This is a genomic window from Candidatus Endomicrobiellum trichonymphae, assembly GCF_002355835.1.
Lineage (GTDB): Bacteria > Elusimicrobiota > Endomicrobiia > Endomicrobiales > Endomicrobiaceae > Endomicrobiellum > Endomicrobiellum trichonymphae.
Window position 1 is genome coordinate 558,825 of the sequence record NZ_AP017459.1, and the last position, 18,539, is coordinate 577,363.

At 32.7% G+C, this 18,539-nt stretch carries 21 protein-coding genes and 1 pseudogene; 19 read left to right on the forward strand and 3 right to left on the reverse strand.

The window, feature by feature from the left end:
• Window positions 1–141 precede the first annotated feature (141 nt).
• The gene (locus RSTT_RS02795; RefSeq protein ID WP_149030026.1) at window positions 142–1,350 is read left to right on the forward strand and encodes a hypothetical protein; all 1,209 of its coding nucleotides are present in this window, start codon (window positions 142–144) and stop codon (window positions 1,348–1,350) included.
• A 44-nt stretch (window positions 1,351–1,394) separates the two neighbouring features.
• The gene (locus tag RSTT_RS02800; RefSeq protein WP_096525595.1) at window positions 1,395–1,955 is read left to right on the forward strand and encodes a hypothetical protein; all 561 of its coding nucleotides are present in this window, start codon (window positions 1,395–1,397) and stop codon (window positions 1,953–1,955) included.
• Window positions 1,956–1,993: 38 nt separating this feature from the next.
• On the opposite strand, the gene tsaB is transcribed toward RSTT_RS02800, so the two are convergent.
• From tsaB to thiL, 3 genes are read right to left on the reverse strand one after another with little or no spacing between them, the layout of a single operon-like run.
• Window positions 1,994–2,650: a tRNA (adenosine(37)-N6)-threonylcarbamoyltransferase complex dimerization subunit type 1 TsaB gene (gene tsaB / locus RSTT_RS02805; protein WP_096525596.1), complete on the reverse strand. Its 657-nt coding sequence runs from the start codon at window positions 2,648–2,650 to the stop codon at window positions 1,994–1,996.
• Window positions 2,647–3,117 (reverse strand): tRNA (adenosine(37)-N6)-threonylcarbamoyltransferase complex ATPase subunit type 1 TsaE, encoded by a 471-nt coding sequence (gene tsaE, locus RSTT_RS02810; RefSeq protein ID WP_096525597.1) that lies wholly within the window; start codon window positions 3,115–3,117, stop codon window positions 2,647–2,649. Before tsaE ends, tsaB begins: the two co-directional genes overlap by 4 nt.
• Window positions 3,068–4,063: a thiamine-phosphate kinase gene (gene thiL, locus RSTT_RS02815; RefSeq protein WP_096525598.1), complete on the reverse strand. Its 996-nt coding sequence runs from the start codon at window positions 4,061–4,063 to the stop codon at window positions 3,068–3,070. Before thiL ends, tsaE begins: the two co-directional genes overlap by 50 nt.
• Window positions 4,064–4,104: 41 nt before the next feature.
• Here thiL and RSTT_RS02820 point away from each other — a divergent pair, with 41 nt between their 5' ends.
• The 17 genes and pseudogenes from RSTT_RS02820 (at window position 4,105) to RSTT_RS02890 (ending at window position 18,326) form a co-directional block, all read left to right on the forward strand.
• On the forward strand, window positions 4,105–5,916 hold the full coding sequence (locus RSTT_RS02820) for a ComEC/Rec2 family competence protein (RefSeq protein ID WP_096525599.1): 1,812 nt from the start codon (window positions 4,105–4,107) through the stop codon (window positions 5,914–5,916).
• Window positions 5,917–6,061: 145 nt separating this feature from the next.
• Window positions 6,062–7,279 carry a histidinol dehydrogenase gene (gene hisD, locus RSTT_RS02825; protein WP_096525600.1) on the forward strand — a complete coding sequence of 406 codons (1,218 nt, stop codon included), beginning with the start codon at window positions 6,062–6,064 and terminating at the stop codon, window positions 7,277–7,279.
• Between the two features lie 20 nt (window positions 7,280–7,299).
• Window positions 7,300–7,887 (forward strand): imidazoleglycerol-phosphate dehydratase HisB, encoded by a 588-nt coding sequence (gene hisB, locus RSTT_RS02830; protein WP_015423506.1) that lies wholly within the window; start codon window positions 7,300–7,302, stop codon window positions 7,885–7,887.
• A gap of 134 nt (window positions 7,888–8,021) precedes the next feature.
• Entirely contained in the window at window positions 8,022–8,654 is a 633-nt protein-coding gene (gene hisH / locus RSTT_RS02835) for an imidazole glycerol phosphate synthase subunit HisH (RefSeq protein WP_096525601.1), read from the forward strand.
• Window positions 8,655–9,389, forward strand: coding sequence for a 1-(5-phosphoribosyl)-5-[(5-phosphoribosylamino)methylideneamino]imidazole-4-carboxamide isomerase (hisA, locus tag RSTT_RS02840; protein ID WP_096525602.1), 735 nt, complete (start codon window positions 8,655–8,657; stop codon window positions 9,387–9,389).
• Entirely contained in the window at window positions 9,383–10,165 is a 783-nt protein-coding gene (gene hisF, locus RSTT_RS02845) for an imidazole glycerol phosphate synthase subunit HisF (RefSeq protein ID WP_096525603.1), read from the forward strand. Before hisA ends, hisF begins: the two co-directional genes overlap by 7 nt.
• A gap of 112 nt (window positions 10,166–10,277) precedes the next feature.
• Window positions 10,278–10,667: a phosphoribosyl-AMP cyclohydrolase gene (gene hisI, locus RSTT_RS02850; protein WP_172412838.1), complete on the forward strand. Its 390-nt coding sequence runs from the start codon at window positions 10,278–10,280 to the stop codon at window positions 10,665–10,667.
• A 782-nt stretch (window positions 10,668–11,449) separates the two neighbouring features.
• Window positions 11,450–12,286, forward strand: a complete 837-nt coding sequence (locus tag RSTT_RS02855; RefSeq protein ID WP_096525604.1) for a DNA-methyltransferase — start codon at window positions 11,450–11,452, stop codon at window positions 12,284–12,286.
• Between the two features lie 174 nt (window positions 12,287–12,460).
• Window positions 12,461–12,685 carry a hypothetical protein gene (locus RSTT_RS06465; RefSeq protein WP_198407677.1) on the forward strand — a complete coding sequence of 75 codons (225 nt, stop codon included), beginning with the start codon at window positions 12,461–12,463 and terminating at the stop codon, window positions 12,683–12,685.
• Between the two features lie 104 nt (window positions 12,686–12,789).
• The gene (locus tag RSTT_RS06470; RefSeq protein ID WP_197701959.1) at window positions 12,790–13,071 is read left to right on the forward strand and encodes a hypothetical protein; all 282 of its coding nucleotides are present in this window, start codon (window positions 12,790–12,792) and stop codon (window positions 13,069–13,071) included.
• Window positions 13,040–13,627 carry a DNA methyltransferase gene (locus tag RSTT_RS06780; RefSeq protein ID WP_197701960.1) on the forward strand — a complete coding sequence of 196 codons (588 nt, stop codon included), beginning with the start codon at window positions 13,040–13,042 and terminating at the stop codon, window positions 13,625–13,627. The genes RSTT_RS06470 and RSTT_RS06780 overlap by 32 nt, the downstream gene beginning before the upstream one ends.
• A pseudogene (locus RSTT_RS02865) lies at window positions 13,624–14,976 on the forward strand (DNA methyltransferase); the annotation flags it as partial. The gene RSTT_RS06780 and the pseudogene RSTT_RS02865, both read left to right, overlap by 4 nt.
• A gap of 169 nt (window positions 14,977–15,145) precedes the next feature.
• On the forward strand, window positions 15,146–15,436 hold the full coding sequence (locus tag RSTT_RS07060; RefSeq protein ID WP_369698028.1) for a hypothetical protein: 291 nt from the start codon (window positions 15,146–15,148) through the stop codon (window positions 15,434–15,436).
• Window positions 15,402–15,647 (forward strand): beta/alpha barrel domain-containing protein, encoded by a 246-nt coding sequence (locus RSTT_RS02875; RefSeq protein ID WP_096525606.1) that lies wholly within the window; start codon window positions 15,402–15,404, stop codon window positions 15,645–15,647. Before RSTT_RS07060 ends, RSTT_RS02875 begins: the two co-directional genes overlap by 35 nt.
• Window positions 15,648–15,705: 58 nt before the next feature.
• The gene (locus RSTT_RS02880) at window positions 15,706–15,948 is read left to right on the forward strand and encodes a hypothetical protein (protein WP_096525607.1); all 243 of its coding nucleotides are present in this window, start codon (window positions 15,706–15,708) and stop codon (window positions 15,946–15,948) included.
• 306 nt (window positions 15,949–16,254) lie between these two features.
• The gene (gene accD, locus RSTT_RS02885; protein ID WP_096525608.1) at window positions 16,255–17,061 is read left to right on the forward strand and encodes an acetyl-CoA carboxylase, carboxyltransferase subunit beta; all 807 of its coding nucleotides are present in this window, start codon (window positions 16,255–16,257) and stop codon (window positions 17,059–17,061) included.
• Entirely contained in the window at window positions 17,061–18,326 is a 1,266-nt protein-coding gene (locus tag RSTT_RS02890; RefSeq protein WP_096525609.1) for a bifunctional folylpolyglutamate synthase/dihydrofolate synthase, read from the forward strand. The genes accD and RSTT_RS02890 overlap by 1 nt, the downstream gene beginning before the upstream one ends.
• Window positions 18,327–18,539: the final 213 nt, after the last annotated feature.

An 18,539-nucleotide genomic window follows, 5' to 3' on the forward strand; every position in this document is an offset into this window, starting at 1 on the left:
CTTTCTAGTGTAGATGGAGACATACAAGCTTTACTTACATATTATGCTAAGAGTACTGTTTATTTTACAAAAAGTTGCGATTTACTATTTAAAATTGCAGTCTTTGAAAATGGAAATACAGCAGAATCATTTTTTGCAGATTTGTTCACTATTTTTTATAACTCAGTGGATATGGCAAATACATACGCTTCATTGCCGGACAAGATTGATTATTTGAATAGTTTAATTAAATTAAAAAAAACGAAAAGAGAAATACTAATAATATTAAAAGCTATTGAGCAAGGCATACAAAATCCTTTGCATAATAGCAAACACGAATATGACTCTAATAAATTTATTGTTAAAATTTTAAGACAATTCAGTTTTAAAGATGCAGAATTGAGATATATAGATGATTTATTTAAATTAACATTAACAATTTTAGGACAAAGCCCTGATGCTGAGATTATAAAAAAATGTAATTATATATTTAATAGAATTGCTTTTTATTTATTACAAAATAACGAAACATTCAAAGTTGCTTTAAATCGGTATAAAGAACTAATAAATACTAAAAAGTATGATGTTTTTGAATTTATAAGAAGTCTTGACGATGCGTGCAGATATAATTGGATTAAAGAGTTGAATGAAGAAAATATTAGTAAACTGCGTATATTTTATGAAGATTTAAAAAACACAAATAAACTTACAGATTTGAAGATTTTTTGTATGCAATATCCGCCTCTTCGTCAAGACGAAGAGAATGAGATATTTAATAATTTAGTGAATATTACAGATTTAGAAGAAAATAAAATGCTTGAGTTTTTGTTTTCCGACAAATCTAATTTATCATTTGATGTCGGTATGAAAAAAGCAGCAGGCGACAACGATTTGAGTATATTCAAAAAAATTGTAGATAAATATATAGAGTTAAAAGCTCCTAAAAACATAGATTTAATAATCGGGTACTTTCGCGGTTTATATGAAAAAAATCAAGATACTTTTGATGATACAGTACTCAGAATTGATTGTAAGTCGCCACTATATACAATTTTGCCGGATATTATTAATACAATACCTACAGATAAAACTGTAAAACATTTATTTAATTTGATTAAAAGCAATAAATTTTCTATTACTGATTTAAAATCAAGAATAAGTCGATGTTCAAAACAATTATTGACTGAAGTTATTGAATACGTAATAGCAAAAGAAAAATCAGCTGTTTATCTTTGTTTAGATTTTATCTCATATAATAAAGGCAGAATTAAGTTTGATGAAAATTTAGTTCTTAAGTGCTTAGATGTTTCATTAAAACAGGTTTTTAAAAAAATAATTCTAATTATATCTATTTATGGAACAAAATATTAAATGAGTATGTTAATGCGAAATCGCCATTAAAGTATTTATTAGAGATGTTTGAAAAAATCATAATAACCAGCGATGCTTTCAGCAATAAATCAGTAAAAAACAGCCTTTTATTTTTAGCAAAATTACATACACAAGAAATGTGGCAAAAACTTTCCAACATATTAGACAATATCGAACAAAATATTTCACATTTATTCAACATTAAAAATTTCTGGCTCAACAACGGTTTTTTATCAATATTTGATGAATCTTTAATTATAAAATGGATTGGCGAAAAAGAAAATAAAAGATTAAATGTAATTTTATATTTAGCCCCGGATCATTTTCTGCCGATAAAAGAAGAATTTGATATGGCTTTTTATAGGAAACTGCTTATTAAGTATCCTGATAATAAAAGATTAAAACAAGGCTTGCATTTACAAGCTAGCAGTGGTTTTTCTTGGGGAAAAATGAGTGATAATTTAAATGAGAAAATTACAAATCTTAAAAAATTAATAAAAGATGAAAAAGAAAAAATTATAAAAGATTGGTTAGAAGAAGAACTAAATATTTGTAATGGAACATTAAAATATATAAAAGAAGAAGAAGAACGAGTAATTTTTTGATGGTACTTACATATTTAAAAATTGGCAATATATTAATTCTATTTCCTGCTGCTTTCTTCAGCCCATGAGCGGCGGATATAAAGCGGCTTTATTTTTGTATAGTCCGTGCTTTTTGCAGAGTGATAAGCCATTGTCGCCAACACCTGCGCTTTAGGCATATGCATAATATAAGGCAGAGAAATACTGTATTTGCCTAGTCCTTTGGAAAGTTTTTCTTTATAAGATATTGCGGCATCTCCTATCACCAACACCTTATTTTTATATTTCTTTAAGTCTTTAATAAACAGGTCTATACTTTTAATAACGATTTTTTTTCCGTCTTTAACATAAACTTCACACCTTAAAGCATCTATTGCGGGAACTGTTTTTATTCCTTTTATTTCAACAAAAGATTTCTCTAAAATTGACAAAGTATCAACGGCTGCAATAGGCTTGTTTAATATTTGGGCAAACGTTTTTATCGCAATCATGCCGACTCTTATCCCCGTAAAACTTCCGGGACCCGTCGACACTGCAAATTTATCTATATCCTGAAAAACATTTCCCGTATCTCTCAACAATCTTTCCACTGACGGAATGATCATTTCAGAGTGTATGCGCCCGCAGTCATAATAGAACGATGCGGCGTGCCTGCCGTCTTCATTTAAAGCGGTGCTGAATGTTCTTCCCGAACTTTCTACAGCCAAAATTTTCATTTTTTCTTCTCGATTTTTATTTTTCTTTCAGAACCTGCACTACTTTTAATTTCAACATTCCAGCGATTGTCGTCTTCAGCTCCTACAAGCCTATCCGCCCATTCAATAAGGGAAATATTTCCGCTGTATAGATATTCTTCTATTCCCATATCCCAGACGCTTGATGGCTTGAGTCTGTATAGATCTATGTGAAAAAGTTTTATGCCGTCTGCATTATATTCATTTACAAGCATAAAACTTGGACTTCTTGCAAAACCCTTATTGCCGAATACTTTTACAACACCCTGCGTAAAAGTCGTCTTTCCGCTTCCTAAATCACCTTTCAGAAAAACAATGTCTCCGCTCTTTAATGCAGCTGCAAATTTTTTACCCAAATCACTTGTTTCTTTGGGAGTTTTAGTAAAAAAAATCTTTTCTTTAAAAGTGTTTGTACCCCAAATATTTAATTTTCTGTTCTTTGCCGTCATAAAAATATTTCACCTTTTTTGACGAATCTATTTTGCCTATATAAGAAATATGCGGAACTAATTTTTTTAAGAGCTTTGCTTTTAAGGAAGGTACGGTAAAAATAAGTTCATAATCTTCCGCGCCAAACAATGCCAGATCCAACTGTTTTTTATCTTCTCTGAAAACTTTTTTCAGGCTTGATGATACCGGGATTTTATCCATATAAATCTCAGCGCCTTTCCCGGAATCTTTTGCAAGCAAATCAACGGAAATATATAGTCCGTCGGAAGCATCTGTTAAAGAAGTTAAGTGTTTTGATATTTTCTGCGCTTCTTTAAGTCTTGCTTTAGGATTGTTTTGTTTTGAAATCAAAAAATGTTCATATTTATTATATTTATGTTTTGTTCCGTATTTATACAAAAGCGCAACTCCAGCTCCAGCATCGCCAAAAGTGTTTGTCACACCAATTAAATCGCCGATACCTGCGCCGTTTCTTTTAATTACTCTTTCTCTTCCTATGCCGATGCCGACAATTGTGACAGAGATTATAGTTTTATCAGCTCTTACGGTATTGCCGCCCGCTATTGCCATTTTATATTTATCGCAGGCTTTCTTAAACCCCTTATACAAATTTTTAATGAATATTTCCGATGTTTTAGGCGGAAGTCCCAAGCCTATAAACGCATATTCGGGTTTTATGTTTCCCATTGCAGCTATATCGCTTACGTTTACTTCAATAGATTTCCTGCCAATTTCCTGCGGATTTGTCCAATCTTTTTTAAAGTGGACATCTTCAACCAGCATATCCTTTGTTATACAGATATTGTTTTTGCCTGACTTAAAGCAAAAACTGTCATCGCCGATGCCTGCGACGATATTTTTATTATCTTTTGAGTCTGCAAACTGATTCTTTATCATATCTATCAGTCCAAACTCGCCGATTGATGAAATATCTATATTTTTCATTAGTAATAATTATATCAATTTTGATATAATAAAAACTACTTATGCGTTCTATAATAAGAACATTGTGCAAAAGACCGATCATAACGGTTTTTATTACTTATGTTTTTGCACTAATTTTGTTAGATACTTTCGGATATTTTTCCTATGAAAAGCAAAGTTATCTCTACAAACTAATTGACAACAACGCTACTGTTTCAGTCGAAGGCAGAATTCTTTCTGTGCCCCAGCTTTTAAAAGACGGCAAAAGGTTTGTGATAAAAACCAATATCATAAACGGCAGAGCAGTAAGTGAAAAAATTATAGTAAATTCTCCCTCCGGATATTCCGTAACTTACGGTGACATAATAAATGTTGAGGGAAAACTGAAAAAACCTTTTTCATCTGCTTTCCCTCTCTTATTTGATTATCAGAAATATCTTGCAAGAAGCGGAATATACGTTGTTTTAGACATATCTTCTCTTGAATATATAGACTCAAAACCCAACATCATTAAAAAATTTGCTTTTGCATTCCGGCAGGATATAATAAAAAAATTTGACGACTATTTTAAAAGACCTTACTCCGATGTTTTAAAATCACTAATTATCGGTGATAAAAGCACGCTTTCGCGGGACATCAAAAATAGTTTTTCAGATTCAGGGATAATGCACATCTTGGTTGTAAGCGGACTTCATGTAGGCTTTATAAGCATAATTGTTCTTTTCATTTTAAAACTGACAGGACTGTCTTTAAAAAAAGTTTCGCTGTTAAGCATTCCTTTTATATTTTTTTATTGCTTTGCAACCGGCGCAAATCCTCCGGCATTGAGATCAGCAATAATGTTTTCCTGCGTAATATTTTCTTTATCATTGGGCAGAGAACCTTTAATATACAATTCTCTTGCTTTATCCGCGTTAATCATACTCATATTCCAGCCGCAACAATTGTTTACGGCATCTTTCCAGATGTCTTACAGCGCGACAATAGGAGTTGTATGTTTCTATAAAAATGTTTTAGGATTGTTCCGAAATGTAAAAGGCAAAATACTGCGTTTTTTCTGCGGAGTACTGTCAGTTACAATTTCAGCCCAGCTGATTTTGATACCGGTTTGTATTCACTATTTCGGAAAAATTTCAATAATATCTTTTGTAACAAACATAATAGTTACGCCGCTTACGGGAATTATTCTCTATCTTGGCATTATTTTCTATATATTAACTTTTATATTTCACAATGCTGCAGCATTGTGCTCATTTATTCTTTCGCTGCTTCTTAAATTTGTCTTGTCAGTAACAATATTTTTAGGAAATATTAAATTTGCTGTGGTATTGATTCCAAAACCGTCAGTTATACAACTTCTGCTGTTTTTTCTTTTCATGTTTTGCATAGGATATTTTGAAAATAAGAAAAAATTTATTTTTTCTGGAATTATCTTAATATCAAGTTTTTTATATTTTATTTTTCCGGCAGTGCATGAAAAAAATAAAGTATTTTTCAATGTATATAAAGGAAACAGCATAACCGCTTTACAGATAAAAAATAATTCTGCAAACGCATTTATTCTTTATAACAAAAGCAAATATTATGACAGGTACTATATTGATTCATTTAAACAGTTTATGGCTTTTTCGGGAATAAAAAAAGCCGACATAACGGCTGTCGGATTTGATGAAGAAAAAATATATTCCGACTTAATAAATTTTAATATCAGCACGATTGAACCCGCAGGCGCAAAAACTCTTGATTTTCATCTTAACGATTATCTTATCCGCGTTGACACTTCTGCAAAAAAACTTTATATTGATGATATCGAATTCAGTTTTAAAGATAAAACCTCTTTTTACTACAACAAAAAAAAGAAAGTATTTAAATAAATGGTAAAATAATAAATTAATAAAAGAGCGAGTGCTCGCTTTATGCGCGGTTATTTTTGAACTTAACGTCAGCTTTTGAAGTATCACTGAGATCATTCATTTATTGTCAAAATTCTTTGGTTTTTATATAATAAAAACAAATCAAATGGACGCTAAGCAAATTAGTATTTATGTTTCAGATATAATTGAAGATATTAAAAATAACGGCGATGAAGCTGTTTTTAAATATCTTAAAAAATTTGATAATGTAGATTTGTCTAAAAAGGGATATAGAGTTTCCCAAAAGGTAATAGATGATGCCGCTAAACGTATCCCAAAACAGTTAAAAAATGTAATAAAATCTTCTTATTCAAATATTTTGGCATATCATAAGTATGAACGTTCTCAAATTAAAAAGAGATGGAATTATGTTAAAAATGGTTTAAAAATAGGACAATTTTATAGACCTGTAGAGTCTGTCGGTCTTTATGTTCCCGGAGGACGTTTTCCTTATCCTTCAACTGTTATTATGACTGCAGTTCCTGCTATGGCAGCAGGAGTAAAAAGAATAGTTATGGTCACTCCGCCCAAAAATATGAACGATGCTGTTTTATTTAGCGCAAAATTGTGTGGCATAAAAGAAATATATTGTATCGGTGGCGTAGTGGCTGTAGGAGCTTTAGCTTACGGAACAAAAACATTAAAGAAAGTTGATATGATTGTAGGTCCGGGAAACGCTTATGTAAATGAAGCAAAAAAACAGGTTTTCGGGCGCGTCGGCATAGATTCGCTTGCTGGACCGACTGAAGTGGCAATAATTGCGGATAAAGACGTTCCCACGGATTATGTTGTTGCCGACGTAATGGCACAGGTAGAACATGATCCTTTAGCAAAAACGTATCTTTTATGCGAATCGGCAAAAAAAATGTCTGAAATAGAAAAACTGCTTCCTAAAGAAGCCTTGAAACAATTAAGAACAGAACTTTGCTCGTTAAATAAAGCTGTTGACATAGTAAACAATATAGCGCCTGAGCATTTAGAATTATTGGTAAAAAACTATCAGATTTTGTTAAAAAACGTCAGAAATGCCGGAGCTGTCTTTGTAGGTTATCAGACACCTACGGCTTCGGGCGACTATTGGGCGGGACCTTCGCATGTTCTGCCTACAAATGGTTCTGCAAAATTCTCAAGCGGTCTTTCGGTAATGACATTTTTAAAAAGATCCGCATATATAGAAATGAATAAAAACAATAAAAAGGCATACAAAACTATTGCCGATTTTGCACAGGCGGAAAACATGCAATATCATAAAAAATCTGCAGAGGTAAGATACCTCATCCCATCTTTTTTCTCCAAATGTAAAGAGAGAACAGTGGATATATAAAATTTTTGCAGGATATTTTAATGAAGCAAAGAAAAGCAAAAATTACAAGAAAAACTAAAGAGACTAATATTGTCGTTGAAATTAATCTTGACAATATTTTGTTGCCTTCAGTGTCGACTACCATAGGTTTTCTAGATCATATGCTCGAACTTTTTGCGGTGCATTCTGGAATAGGCTTTAAAATTAAAGCTTCCGGCGATACGCATATAGATGATCATCATCTGGTTGAAGATGCGGGAATAACCATAGGACAGGCTTTAAAAGAAGCTGTTGGCGATAAAAAAGGCATTGTGCGCTACGGACATTTTCTTTTACCTATGGACGAGACTTTAAGCTATGTAGCTTTAGATTTGGCGGGCAGATTTTACTTAAGCTATGAGGCTGATATAAAATTTCAGAAAAACGGATTTAATTATGATTTGATACAGGAGTTTTTCTATGCTCTTGCAAGTAATGCCGGAATTACACTGCATATTAAAATGATAAAAGGAAGAAATAACCATCATATAGCAGAATCTATTTTCAAGGCTTTTGGTCGTGCTTTGAGGCAGGCAGTGTCATACTCCAAAAGTAAAAAAACCGTTCCTTCAACAAAAGGAATTCTCTAATCCGCATAAAATGCTCGCGGATTGTATATCGATACAAAAATTACTCGGCAGCGACAAAAATCAGTGATGAAAAGAAATATAAAATTAAAGAGGTTATAGCGCAGATAACAAAAGGGATCTATAGGTTAAAAAAAATGGCAAAAAAAATTGCGGTTATAGATTACGGATTCGGCAATATTAAAAGTGTGCTAAATGCCCTGCATCACTGCAATGCAGAGGCGCATGTTATTGATTCTCCGTCAAAGATTTCAGATTTTGGTGGTGCAATACTTCCGGGCGTTGGAGCATTTGGTCCCGCGGCAGATTTTTTAAAGTCAAAAAGTTTTGATAAAGCGATATGCAGTTATGTAAATTCCGGAAAAATGCTCTATGGAATATGTCTGGGATTCCAGCTTTTCTTTAGTAAAAGTTATGAAAACGGAGAATATGAGGGATTAAATCTTATATCCGGCGAAGTAAAAAAATTTGAGTTTGAAGATAAAACTTTAAAACTTCCGCATATGGGATGGAACAATATAGAAACTACAAACAGCGCATATTCAAAAAAGATGTTTGATACAATAGTCGGCAAAGAAACTTTTTATTTTGTTCATTCGTATTACGGAATACCTAAGAATTTGTCACAAGCTTCAAGTTTCTGCAATTACGGTATAAACTTTTGTTCTTCTGTGGCACACAGAAATGTCTGGGGCAGCCAGTTTCACCCTGAAAAAAGTGGAGAAAACGGATTAAAAATTTTAAGCAACTTTATAAATGAGGTTAAATAAATGATTATAATACCGGCGGTTGATATAAGGCAGGGAAATTCGGTAAGATTAAAACAAGGTAACATTGATGCAGAAACAATTTATTCGAAAGATCCGGTTTTCATTGCAAAACTCTGGAAGTCAAAAGGTGCAAAACGTCTGCATGTTGTTGATTTAGACGGCGCTTTCAGCGGAACAAATATAAATAAAGCTATTATTAAAAATATATGTGCGGCGGTTGATATTCCCGTTGAAGTCGGCGGCGGGATAAGAAATATGGATAAAATAAAAGAAGTTTTTGATATAGGCGCAGCATACGCAATTCTAGGGACTGTAGCGTTTAATAATCCTGAAATTGTAAAAAAAGCGATAACCAGGTACGGTTCTGAAAAAATTATCGTTGCCGTTGATGCAAAAGATGGAAAAGTTGCGATAAGCGGCTGGAAAGATATAACTCCCATTGAAGCTTCAGAACTTGTAAACAAACTTAAAGAAATAGGTGTTCAGGAAATTTTATATACCGATATATCAAGAGACGGGATGTTTACCGGTCCTGATTTTGCAGGACTTAAAAAATTATCTGAAAGCGGTATGAGAATAATTGCTTCTGGCGGCGTAAAAACGATTGACAATTTGGTCAAACTTAAAGAATATGAAAAAGACGGTGTTTTTGCCGCTATAGTCGGCAGTGCATTATATACTGATGATTTTAAACTTGAAGATGCTATAGAAGAGATAGAAGGAATAAAATGTTAGGAATAAGAGTAATACCATGTTTAGATGTTACAGATGGACGCGTTGTTAAGGGCACAAATTTTGTTAATTTAAAAGATGCAGGCGATCCTGTTGAAGTTGCAAAACAATACAATTCAGACGGTGCGGATGAACTTGTATTCTTAGATATTACCGCGACTCATGAAAGGCGCGACACTACGGTTGATTTAGTTAGAAGAACTGCCGAAAAAGTTTTTATTCCACTCACTGTAGGAGGAGGAATAAGAACTACTGAAGATATAAGAAATCTTTTAAATGCTGGGGCTGATAAAGTCTCACTGAACTCTTCTGCCGTTAAAGATCCATCAATCATAAAAAAAGCAAGTGATAAATTCGGAATACAATGTATAGTCGTTGCAATAGATGCAAAAAAAACAGGAGAACACAAGTGGAACGTATTTGTGCATGGCGGCAGAATTGACACCGGAATTGATGCTGTTCTCTGGGCTAAAAAAGCTGCGGAATTTGGCGCTGGTGAAATTTTACTGACAAGTATGGATAAAGATGGTACAAAAGACGGTTATGACTCAGAACTTTTAAAAGCAATTTCAAGTTCTGTAGTAATACCAGTAATTGCGTCCGGCGGTGCTGGAAAAGTTGAGCATTTTTCTAAAGCCTGCGAATACGGTGCTTCGGCAGTGCTTGCCGCTTCTTTATTTCATTATAAAGAGCTGACTATAAAAGAAGTTAAAGAGCATTTAAAATCTAAAAATATACCAGTTAGACAAATCAGAGCAGAGTTTGCAATTAACAATTGATTGCTTTTATTATTCCGCTTTTATACGAAATTACGGTTTAATCACTGTAATCTAAAAAGGTAAATTTTTTAACGCAACTAATAATGTATTAGAGAAAAACAAGGAGCAATAGGTGGACAAAATTATTGAAAGCTTAAAATTTGACGATAAAGGTCTTATTCCTGCCGTAGTTCAGGACTGGAAAGATAATGTGGTTTTAATGGTGGCGTACATGAATAAAGAAGCCGTCAAGAGAACTCTTGAAACAAAAAAAGCTACTTTTTGGAGTCGTTCAAGGCAGTCGTTTTGGGTTAAAGGCGAAAGTTCTGGAAACATTCAGGAACTAAAAGAATTTTATTATGATTGCGATGCTGATTGTATTCTTTTAAAAGTGAATCAAATCGGCGATGCAGCATGTCATACTGGATATAGAAGTTGCTTTTTTACAAAAGTTAAATCAGCTTTAGATACAGAAATTGTAGGCGAGAGACTTTTTGATCCTGATAAAGTTTATAGAAAATAGATTAAAGCTTGAAGCATTATGTAATTGTCTTTCATTATTTTATTGCAAAGAATTCTATCAAATACAGTCTGAGAAACAAATGTCGATTCGAGATAAAAAAGAATTCCATAATATATTAAATAAACTGTAAGAAGCTATGTAAGCAACCCTTGTTAATGGGGATAAAAAATCTTCCAATCTTGATATAACCACAGTCGCTGACACTCTTGTCATATGGCAAATTATAGCGAAAGCCTTGATAAAAGAGTGTTGTTAAAGCGCGGGCAGTAGTCGGGGATACAAAATAACGAAATAGGAATAAAGTTTTCAGTATTTAGACTGATAAAGCCTTTTCCGCGTTTGGTTGAAGTAATGTTTAAGGAAAATAAATAAGATACCGATTATTATATTGGGGAATACTCCAATAGCCAACAATTATCAGCATAAAGTATATTTTCTTAAAACTGCTGGCGTTATACAGGGTTTTTGGTCATTAAATCCAGCGCCTACAAATAGTGATTGTATTGAAAAAACAGAAAATAATCCAAATAATTAAAAATTTCATTATGTTACAAAGCTATATCGACAAACTACTAAATAATGAATTAAATTACTTTTCATCAATGATTTCAAAATCAAAACTCGGGGAATACATTCGCATATCTAGCCAAGAAAATTCTGATGAGGTAAAAGCAGAAAGATTTTTAAAATTGATATAGAAAGGATATAACCCGGCTCGCATATGCAAAAATTTTGAAAAATTTATGTGAAATAAAACGAGTTCTTTTGGAACAAACGGAAGAGTGAATCATGATTCTTCCAAGTTTTATAATTCAAAACTGTACAAAACTTTAAACAATAATAAAAATATTTCACAGGAAGTAAATAATTCCCCATCTGAATATTTAAATAAAATAATTTTAGGTTCAGGTACAAATATGAAAGAAATTCCTGATAACTCCTTGCACTTAATGATAACATCTCCGTCATATAATGTATCCAAAGAATACGATGAAGATTTATCATTAGATGAATATTTAGAATTATTAAAACAGGCTTTTGCTGAAACATATAGAGTGTTAGTTAATGGAGGCAGAGCCTGCATTAATGTTGCCAATTTGGGGAGGAAACCATATATACCACTTTCAGATTACATATCAAAAATGATGATAGACATTGGATTTAATATGAGAGGAGAAGTTATATGGAATAAAGCTTCTAGCGCAAGTCCTTCAACTGCTTGGGGAAGTTGGCTAAGCGCGGCTAATCCTATTTTAAGAGATATTCATGAATATATTTTAATCTTTTCAAAAGGTGAATACAGAAGAATAAGAACAAAAAAAGACTTAAAAATCAAAGACAATACAATAACAAAAGAACAATTTATGGAATGGACAAAATCAATTTGGACTATAAACGCTGAAAGTGCTAAGCGAATTGGACATCCTGCCCCATTTCAGGTAGAACTTCCAAATAGACTGATTCAGCTCTATTCTTTTACAGAGGATATAATTCTTGATCCTTTTATAGGCAGCGGGACGACAGCTGTCGCTGCAGTGAAGACGAGAAGAAATTTTATAGGGTATGAAGTCAATGATAAATATGTCAGATTAGCAAATAAAAGAGTTGAGAGTTTTTGAAATATTTCAGTAAATAAAAAAGTTTTACTATGTATATCATTTTAAAGTTAAAAGCGAGTTAAACCGGCAGTACGGCGCAAAACACCGCTTATATTGACTGGATATGCGGGAACCGTAAGCTTTAAAGATACTTAATAAGTTTATGAAAAATAGAGCGAAAAATAATTGAAGATTATGACAATATTTGAAAAAGGGAATTATAAGCCCGTCTCAGCTGAATTTAGATTGCTTGGAATGAATGCATTATATGAGTTATCAAAGTTTCAAAGTAAATTTGAAATTTACGATACGGATACGACTATAAATACAATTAGAGACGCTATAATTGCAAACTATCTTGGTTATGATTTATTGAATAGAGATAAGATGCAAAGAAAAGAAATGAAAATACATTCTTAGAAGTTAAGCAGTGTTCAATATCAAGCCGTTCTTGGGGCGGGACATGGAACGATACGAATGAAGAAAAAGCGCTGGCTTTTTCTGATAAAAGACTCTTTGCCGTTGTGGGCGTCTGGAAAGAAGCAAGCGATTTACAGTTTATGGTTTACGGACAACATTCTAAATTAGGTAGTGATTTGCATAAACTGGTAGTTAACAGGAAGAAAGGGAGTCGTTCAACGCAGTCCGTTTCTATACAAAAACTGATTAAAGATTATAAGTTCAACGTTATTTGCCCGCCTGACAAAAATAAAAACTTTGTTTATAAATTACTGGTTAATTATCAAAGAATTTTAGCTGATATTTTACGAAAAAATGAAATTAGAACAATACAAAGTATACAATAAATCCTGCTATGGATTGCAAGAAATAGAAAATAATTCTATTGACGCCCTGATAACAGATCCTCCTTATGGAATATCTTATCAAAATAATTATTGGGATAAAGATTTGCCTGATAAAGAAATATGGAAAAATTCTTTTAATGTATTAAAAGACGGAAGTTTTGGTTTAATATTTTCTTCAATAAGATTGATGCATCGTCTTATGGCTAATTTAGAGGATAGCGGTTTTCTAATCAAGGATGTTCTTTTTTGGTCATATTTAAACGGAATGCCCAAAAGTCGAGATATTGCGTTGGATATTGATAAAGAGTTAAACGTAGAAAGCAAGATTGTAGGTATATATAACTATGTACAGGGCTATAAAAAAAACGGCGCAAATAATTATTATGCTACCAATTTAAAATATAAAAAAGAACCAAAATTTGAATTAGGGGACAAATATAAAGGATGTGGACTGGCTTTAAAACCGTCTTATGAACCAATAATCTTAATTCAAAAACCGATAAGCAAAAATTTAACAGTAGCACAAAACGTTATGCAGACGGCGAAAAAAAAGTAGGGCATAATCCGCATCCAAAGGACAGAGTGCCTTCAAATATAATTAGAACTCAAGAGTACCGCGACAAGTATGATAAATTTTTTTTAGTTCCAAAAGTCAGGCAAAAAGCGGAAGAGTTCAATAATCATCCCACGCTGAAACCTGTGGAGCTGATGGAACATTTGGTAAAATTGGTATCTTTTGAAAATCAGATAATCTTAAACCCTTTTTCAGGTAGCTGCAGTACGGGAGTTGCAAGTTTGAAAAATAAAAGAAAATTTGTAGGATACGAGTTAGACGGTAAATATTATAAAATATGTAAGAAAAAAATGGAAAATATTGAACGCGAGATGTCAAGTTGTCAAATTAATTTAAGAGGAATAAATATGCCTGCACTATTCTCAAGCAATAGCAAAAAGTTTTTATCACAAATAGATAAGCCGGAGAGAGAATTAAATAAATTTATTTCTGAGAATTGGAAAGACTTGTTTCCAAAAAACTATAAGTTTATTACTAATGAGTTCTACTTAAAGGGTAATGTTCGCAGTTTGGGAGATAAGAGCGGTAAAATTGATATTTTCGGGTTCAATTCTAAAACAAAAAAATTCATAATCGTTGAATTAAAAAAAGATTGTGCTATAAATATTACAGACCAAGTGGCTGATTATAGGGATTTTGTACAAAAAAATTTTTCTGCAGTTTACCTGCTTGTACTGCAAAATTATAAAATTAAATTTAACTTACCAAAATCCCAACATATGTCTAAAGACCCAGAGATTATCATGATAGCGAAAAAATTCAGCATGGGTCAAATTGATAGAGCAATTGAAAAAAATATTACATTGATAAAATATTATTGGTTTAAGGATTTCATTTTTATTGATTATTTAAATAATGCCCTTGATAGTAAAATAGAGATTGCAGATACTAAAAATAAGGAAATCAACAAAATTAAAAATATCATTAGTTCTGAAAAAGAAGCTCAGGATGAAATAGATGAATTTTTTGGAGAAAAAAATCAAAGTAAAGCGGCGTTTAGAATTTTCCTTGAATTTTTAGAATCAAACGGACAAGTCAATTTAAAGTTCAGTAGAATATGTATTGGAATAGAATTCAATAACACAACATTTACTGCCATCAGTCGTAGAGGAAAAGGACCGCGTAAAACCATTTTGCTAGTTGTGACGAATATAGATGTAACTGCGCTGAGCAAACAAATAATAGTGGATGATAGATATCGTGGAAAAAACATTAAGATGAAAGGTAGTTGGGGAAAGGAACGATTCGAAGTTTATTTTCGTAATGCAGACGAGGTAAAAGAATTTTGCAACTACATAAAGGATAAAGAGTTTCAACCTTTGCAAAAATAAAAAAGCATACTTAAGGAATAATGACAAACTTAGAAAATACTAACGATGAAAGTTAAAATATGCGGACTTGCAAATTATAATGACGCTTTGAATGCGACAAATTTGGGAGCTGATTTTTTGGGGATTTCATTTTATCAAAGACTCTTCTAGAAAAGTATCGGAAAAATTAGTGTCGGACATAGTTTCCAAACTTCATCCTTTTGTCGCTCCCATAGCCGTTTTTTCTGGTCAAGATGAGAAAGCTGTATCCAAGATAATAAAAAAATGCAGCATAAAAAATATTCAGTTTAACGGAAATGAAGCGCCTGAATTTTGTAAGTTTGTCCGTGACAGACAATGCGTGAAAATATTTAAGTTTTTTAAACTTGACAATGAAACCGATATTTTAAAATTATACAGAAAGCGTAGATTATTTTGTTTTAGACGTGTCTTATTCAGACGTCGAAATTGCGAAATTTAATCACACTCTTATTTCAAAAGCAGGGGAATTAAAGATTCCGTTTTTTGTCTCCCTCAGCGCCAGCGCTGACGCAAAAAATATTGAAAGCTTTTTGAAAGAAGTTACCCCGTACGGATTTAATGCAGATTCGTCTATAGAAAGATCGCCAAAAAGAAAAGATTATGATATAATGAGCGCATTTATCAAAGGTATTCGCAGATTAAAAATTTAAAATTCCAAGAGAAATTCTTAAACTTGAAGCTCAGACTGTAAGAGAACAAATAAAACATTTGGATTTAAACTTTGACAAAGCCGTTTTAAAAGATTTTAAGAAAGAAAATCTGGCAATTTTACATCCTTTGGGAACGATAGGTAAAAAACTTATTATGCGGGTAAGCGATCTTATGAGAAAAGGAAAGCAAAATCCAGTTGTAAAACAAACGGCAACCGTTAAGGATGCTCTTCTTGTATGTATGACAGGCACAAGAGAGTCGAGGCAACAAGTATTGTTGACAACAAGGGCAAAATTATAGGTTTTTTCACGGATGGAGATTTGCGCAGATATATTCAAAATGACGAAAAAATACTAGAAAAAAAATGTAGCGTCTGTTATGACAAAGCACCCTAAAATTGTGACGCCTGAAATGATGAGCTGTAGAGTCGGCAACAATTTTAAAAAAGTACGATATAGACAATATTCCTATTATAGGTAAAGATAAAAAATCTCTAGGTATTTTAGATCAAGGGGATTTGTTAGCAGAAGGAGTCTCTTAACGGTAGCAGAGAACGAAGCCTTTTGACAGAATTAAAGGCAAAGGCAGGCTGGAGGAAAAACAGAAATGAAAATGACAATTGATAATATATCTGAAAAAAAAGGGGTTCCTGAAGGCATTTGGACGAAATGCAAAAAATGCGATTATATTCTTCTGCAAAAAGACTTTGAAGAAAATCTTATGGTATGCCCTAAATGTGGATATTGTACAAGACTCAACGCGCGAAAAAGAATTGAGTTTACTGTGGACAAAGGAAGTTTTAAAGAAATGGATGAAGCTATTCAGCCCGTAAATTTTTTGTGTTTTCCGGGCTATTCTGATAAAATAAAAAAATCTGAGATGAGCGACGCCGTTGTTACGGGTGAGGCAAAAATCAACGGATACAGCGTTGTAATTGCAGTTATGGATTTTGAATTTATGGGTGGCAGTATGGGTTCTGTCGTAGGCGAAAAAATAGTAAGAGCAATAGAAAAAGCCTTGAAAAAAAAACGACATATAATCATCATTTCCGCTTCAGGCGGAGCAAGAATGCAGGAAGGGACAATATCTCTTATGCAGATGGGCAAAACAAGTGCCGCTCTTGCAAAGCTCGCCGATAACAGACTTGCATTCATTTCAATTCTAACAGACCCTACAACCGGCGGTGTTGCCGCAAGTTATGCAATGCTTGGAGATATAAATATTGCAGAGCCTAAAGCTTTAATAGGTTTTGCGGGACCCAGAGTTATTGAACAGACCATAAGACAGCAACTTTCGGAAGAATTTCAACGCTCCGAATTTCTAGAGAAACACGGAATGGTTGACATTGTTGTAGAAAGGAAAAATATAAGAGACGTTTTGACTAAAGCGTTGACGTTTTTTTACAATAGGTAATGTTTTTTAAAATTTTAAAAGAATATGAGGGAATGACACCGGGTCTTTCAAGGATAAAAAAATTTTTCAAAAGCATAGATAATCCTCAGAATAAATTAAAAGCAGTCCATATAGCAGGCACTAACGGAAAAGGGTCAACAGCAGCTTTCATATCTGAAATTTTAAAAGCAGGCGGATATAAAACGGCTTTGTACTCTTCTCCTCATTTAATTGATATTACCGAAAGAATTAAAATTGACGGGGAAAATATACCGTCAAAAATCTTTAATGGTTTATCAAAAAAATACTTAGAAAGGGCGGTAAAATATAAACTTTCATATTTTGAATATTTGACTGCATTAGCTTTTATATATTTTGCAGAGCAGAAAACCGATATTGCCGTAATCGAAACAGGACTTGGCGGACGGTTTGATGCAACAAATGTTATAAAAAAACCTTTAATTTGTGCCATAACGTCGATTGCAAAAGAACATCAGGAAATACTTGGAGCAGAGACTGAAAAGATAGCTTTTGAAAAAGCCGGGATAATAAAGGGCGCCGCTTATGTTGTCTGCGGAAAACTGCCTAAAAGAGCAATAACCGTAATAAAAAACAAATCAAATCCATACTACCTATACGGAAAAGATCTTAAAGTTGCAAACAATAAAAGCAGTAGAAGCAGGCAAAAATTTGATTATACAAGCAAAAATGCAGAACTGAAAAATATTGAAATAGGGCTTTTAGGCAGACATCAGGCTGTAAATGCTTCAATTGCTATTTTTGCTGCAGGGCTTTTAAATAAAAAAGGATATTATTTAAGCGAAGCACATATAAGAACAGGTTTAAAAAACGCAGTCTGGCAGGGCAGGTTTGACATAAGAAAAATCCATAGTAATAATAAAAATTTTGAATTAATTATAGACGGTGCGCATAATATTCAGGGGTTAAATGCATTTTTTGAAACATTTGAGCAACTTGGTTTTTCAAAAAAAAAGAGAATTTTCATTTTTACCGTAATGAAAGAAAAAAAATATAAATATATGGTAAAAAAGACAGCCTCTTTTGCCAAAAAAGTAATATTGCCGCGGATAAATAATGATAGAGCTTTAAATCCTGAAGTTTTAAAAAAAGAATTTTCAAAGTATATTGCACAAAATAAAATATGTACGGCAGACTCTGTAAAAAACGCTTGTGCTATGATAAGCGACAACGAAACATCGGTAGCAGTAGGTTCTCTTTATCTTGTAGGAGAAATTTTAAAATATATAAATGAGACAATGGAATAAAAATATCAAAAGGACTATATTTTTGTATAGATATGAGGGGGGGGGGGGGGTAAGGATAGCTATTGTTATTTCTTATCTAGGAAAATTGCTGTTTGTGTTGCGATATTATTATTAGCAGTTTTAAAAGTTTTTGGTTATGAGATTAATATATTTGCGGATAATCTTGAATACGATGAACGCAGCAATCAGCTTTTTGCAAAAAGCAATGTCATT

Excerpts from the sequence above, each read along its gene's own strand:
- RSTT_RS02800 (WP_096525595.1), top strand. The coding sequence starts at position 1,395 with ATGTTTGAAAAAATCATAATAACCAGCGATGCTTTCAGCAATAAATCA.
- tsaB (WP_096525596.1), bottom strand. The coding sequence starts at position 2,650 with ATGAAAATTTTGGCTGTAGAAAGTTCGGGAAGAACATTCAGCACCGCT.
- tsaE (WP_096525597.1), bottom strand. The coding sequence starts at position 3,117 with ATGACGGCAAAGAACAGAAAATTAAATATTTGGGGTACAAACACTTTT.
- thiL (WP_096525598.1), bottom strand. The coding sequence starts at position 4,063 with ATGAAAAATATAGATATTTCATCAATCGGCGAGTTTGGACTGATAGAT.
- RSTT_RS02820 (WP_096525599.1), top strand. The coding sequence starts at position 4,105 with ATGCGTTCTATAATAAGAACATTGTGCAAAAGACCGATCATAACGGTT.
- hisD (WP_096525600.1), top strand. The coding sequence starts at position 6,062 with ATGGACGCTAAGCAAATTAGTATTTATGTTTCAGATATAATTGAAGAT.
- hisB (WP_015423506.1), top strand. The coding sequence starts at position 7,300 with ATGAAGCAAAGAAAAGCAAAAATTACAAGAAAAACTAAAGAGACTAAT.
- hisH (WP_096525601.1), top strand. The coding sequence starts at position 8,022 with ATGGCAAAAAAAATTGCGGTTATAGATTACGGATTCGGCAATATTAAA.
- hisA (WP_096525602.1), top strand. The coding sequence starts at position 8,655 with ATGATTATAATACCGGCGGTTGATATAAGGCAGGGAAATTCGGTAAGA.
- hisF (WP_096525603.1), top strand. The coding sequence starts at position 9,383 with ATGTTAGGAATAAGAGTAATACCATGTTTAGATGTTACAGATGGACGC.
- RSTT_RS06465 (WP_198407677.1), top strand. The coding sequence starts at position 12,461 with ATGACAATATTTGAAAAAGGGAATTATAAGCCCGTCTCAGCTGAATTT.
- RSTT_RS06780 (WP_197701960.1), top strand. The coding sequence starts at position 13,040 with ATGAAATTAGAACAATACAAAGTATACAATAAATCCTGCTATGGATTG.
- accD (WP_096525608.1), top strand. The coding sequence starts at position 16,255 with ATGAAAATGACAATTGATAATATATCTGAAAAAAAAGGGGTTCCTGAA.
- RSTT_RS02890 (WP_096525609.1), top strand. The coding sequence starts at position 17,061 with ATGTTTTTTAAAATTTTAAAAGAATATGAGGGAATGACACCGGGTCTT.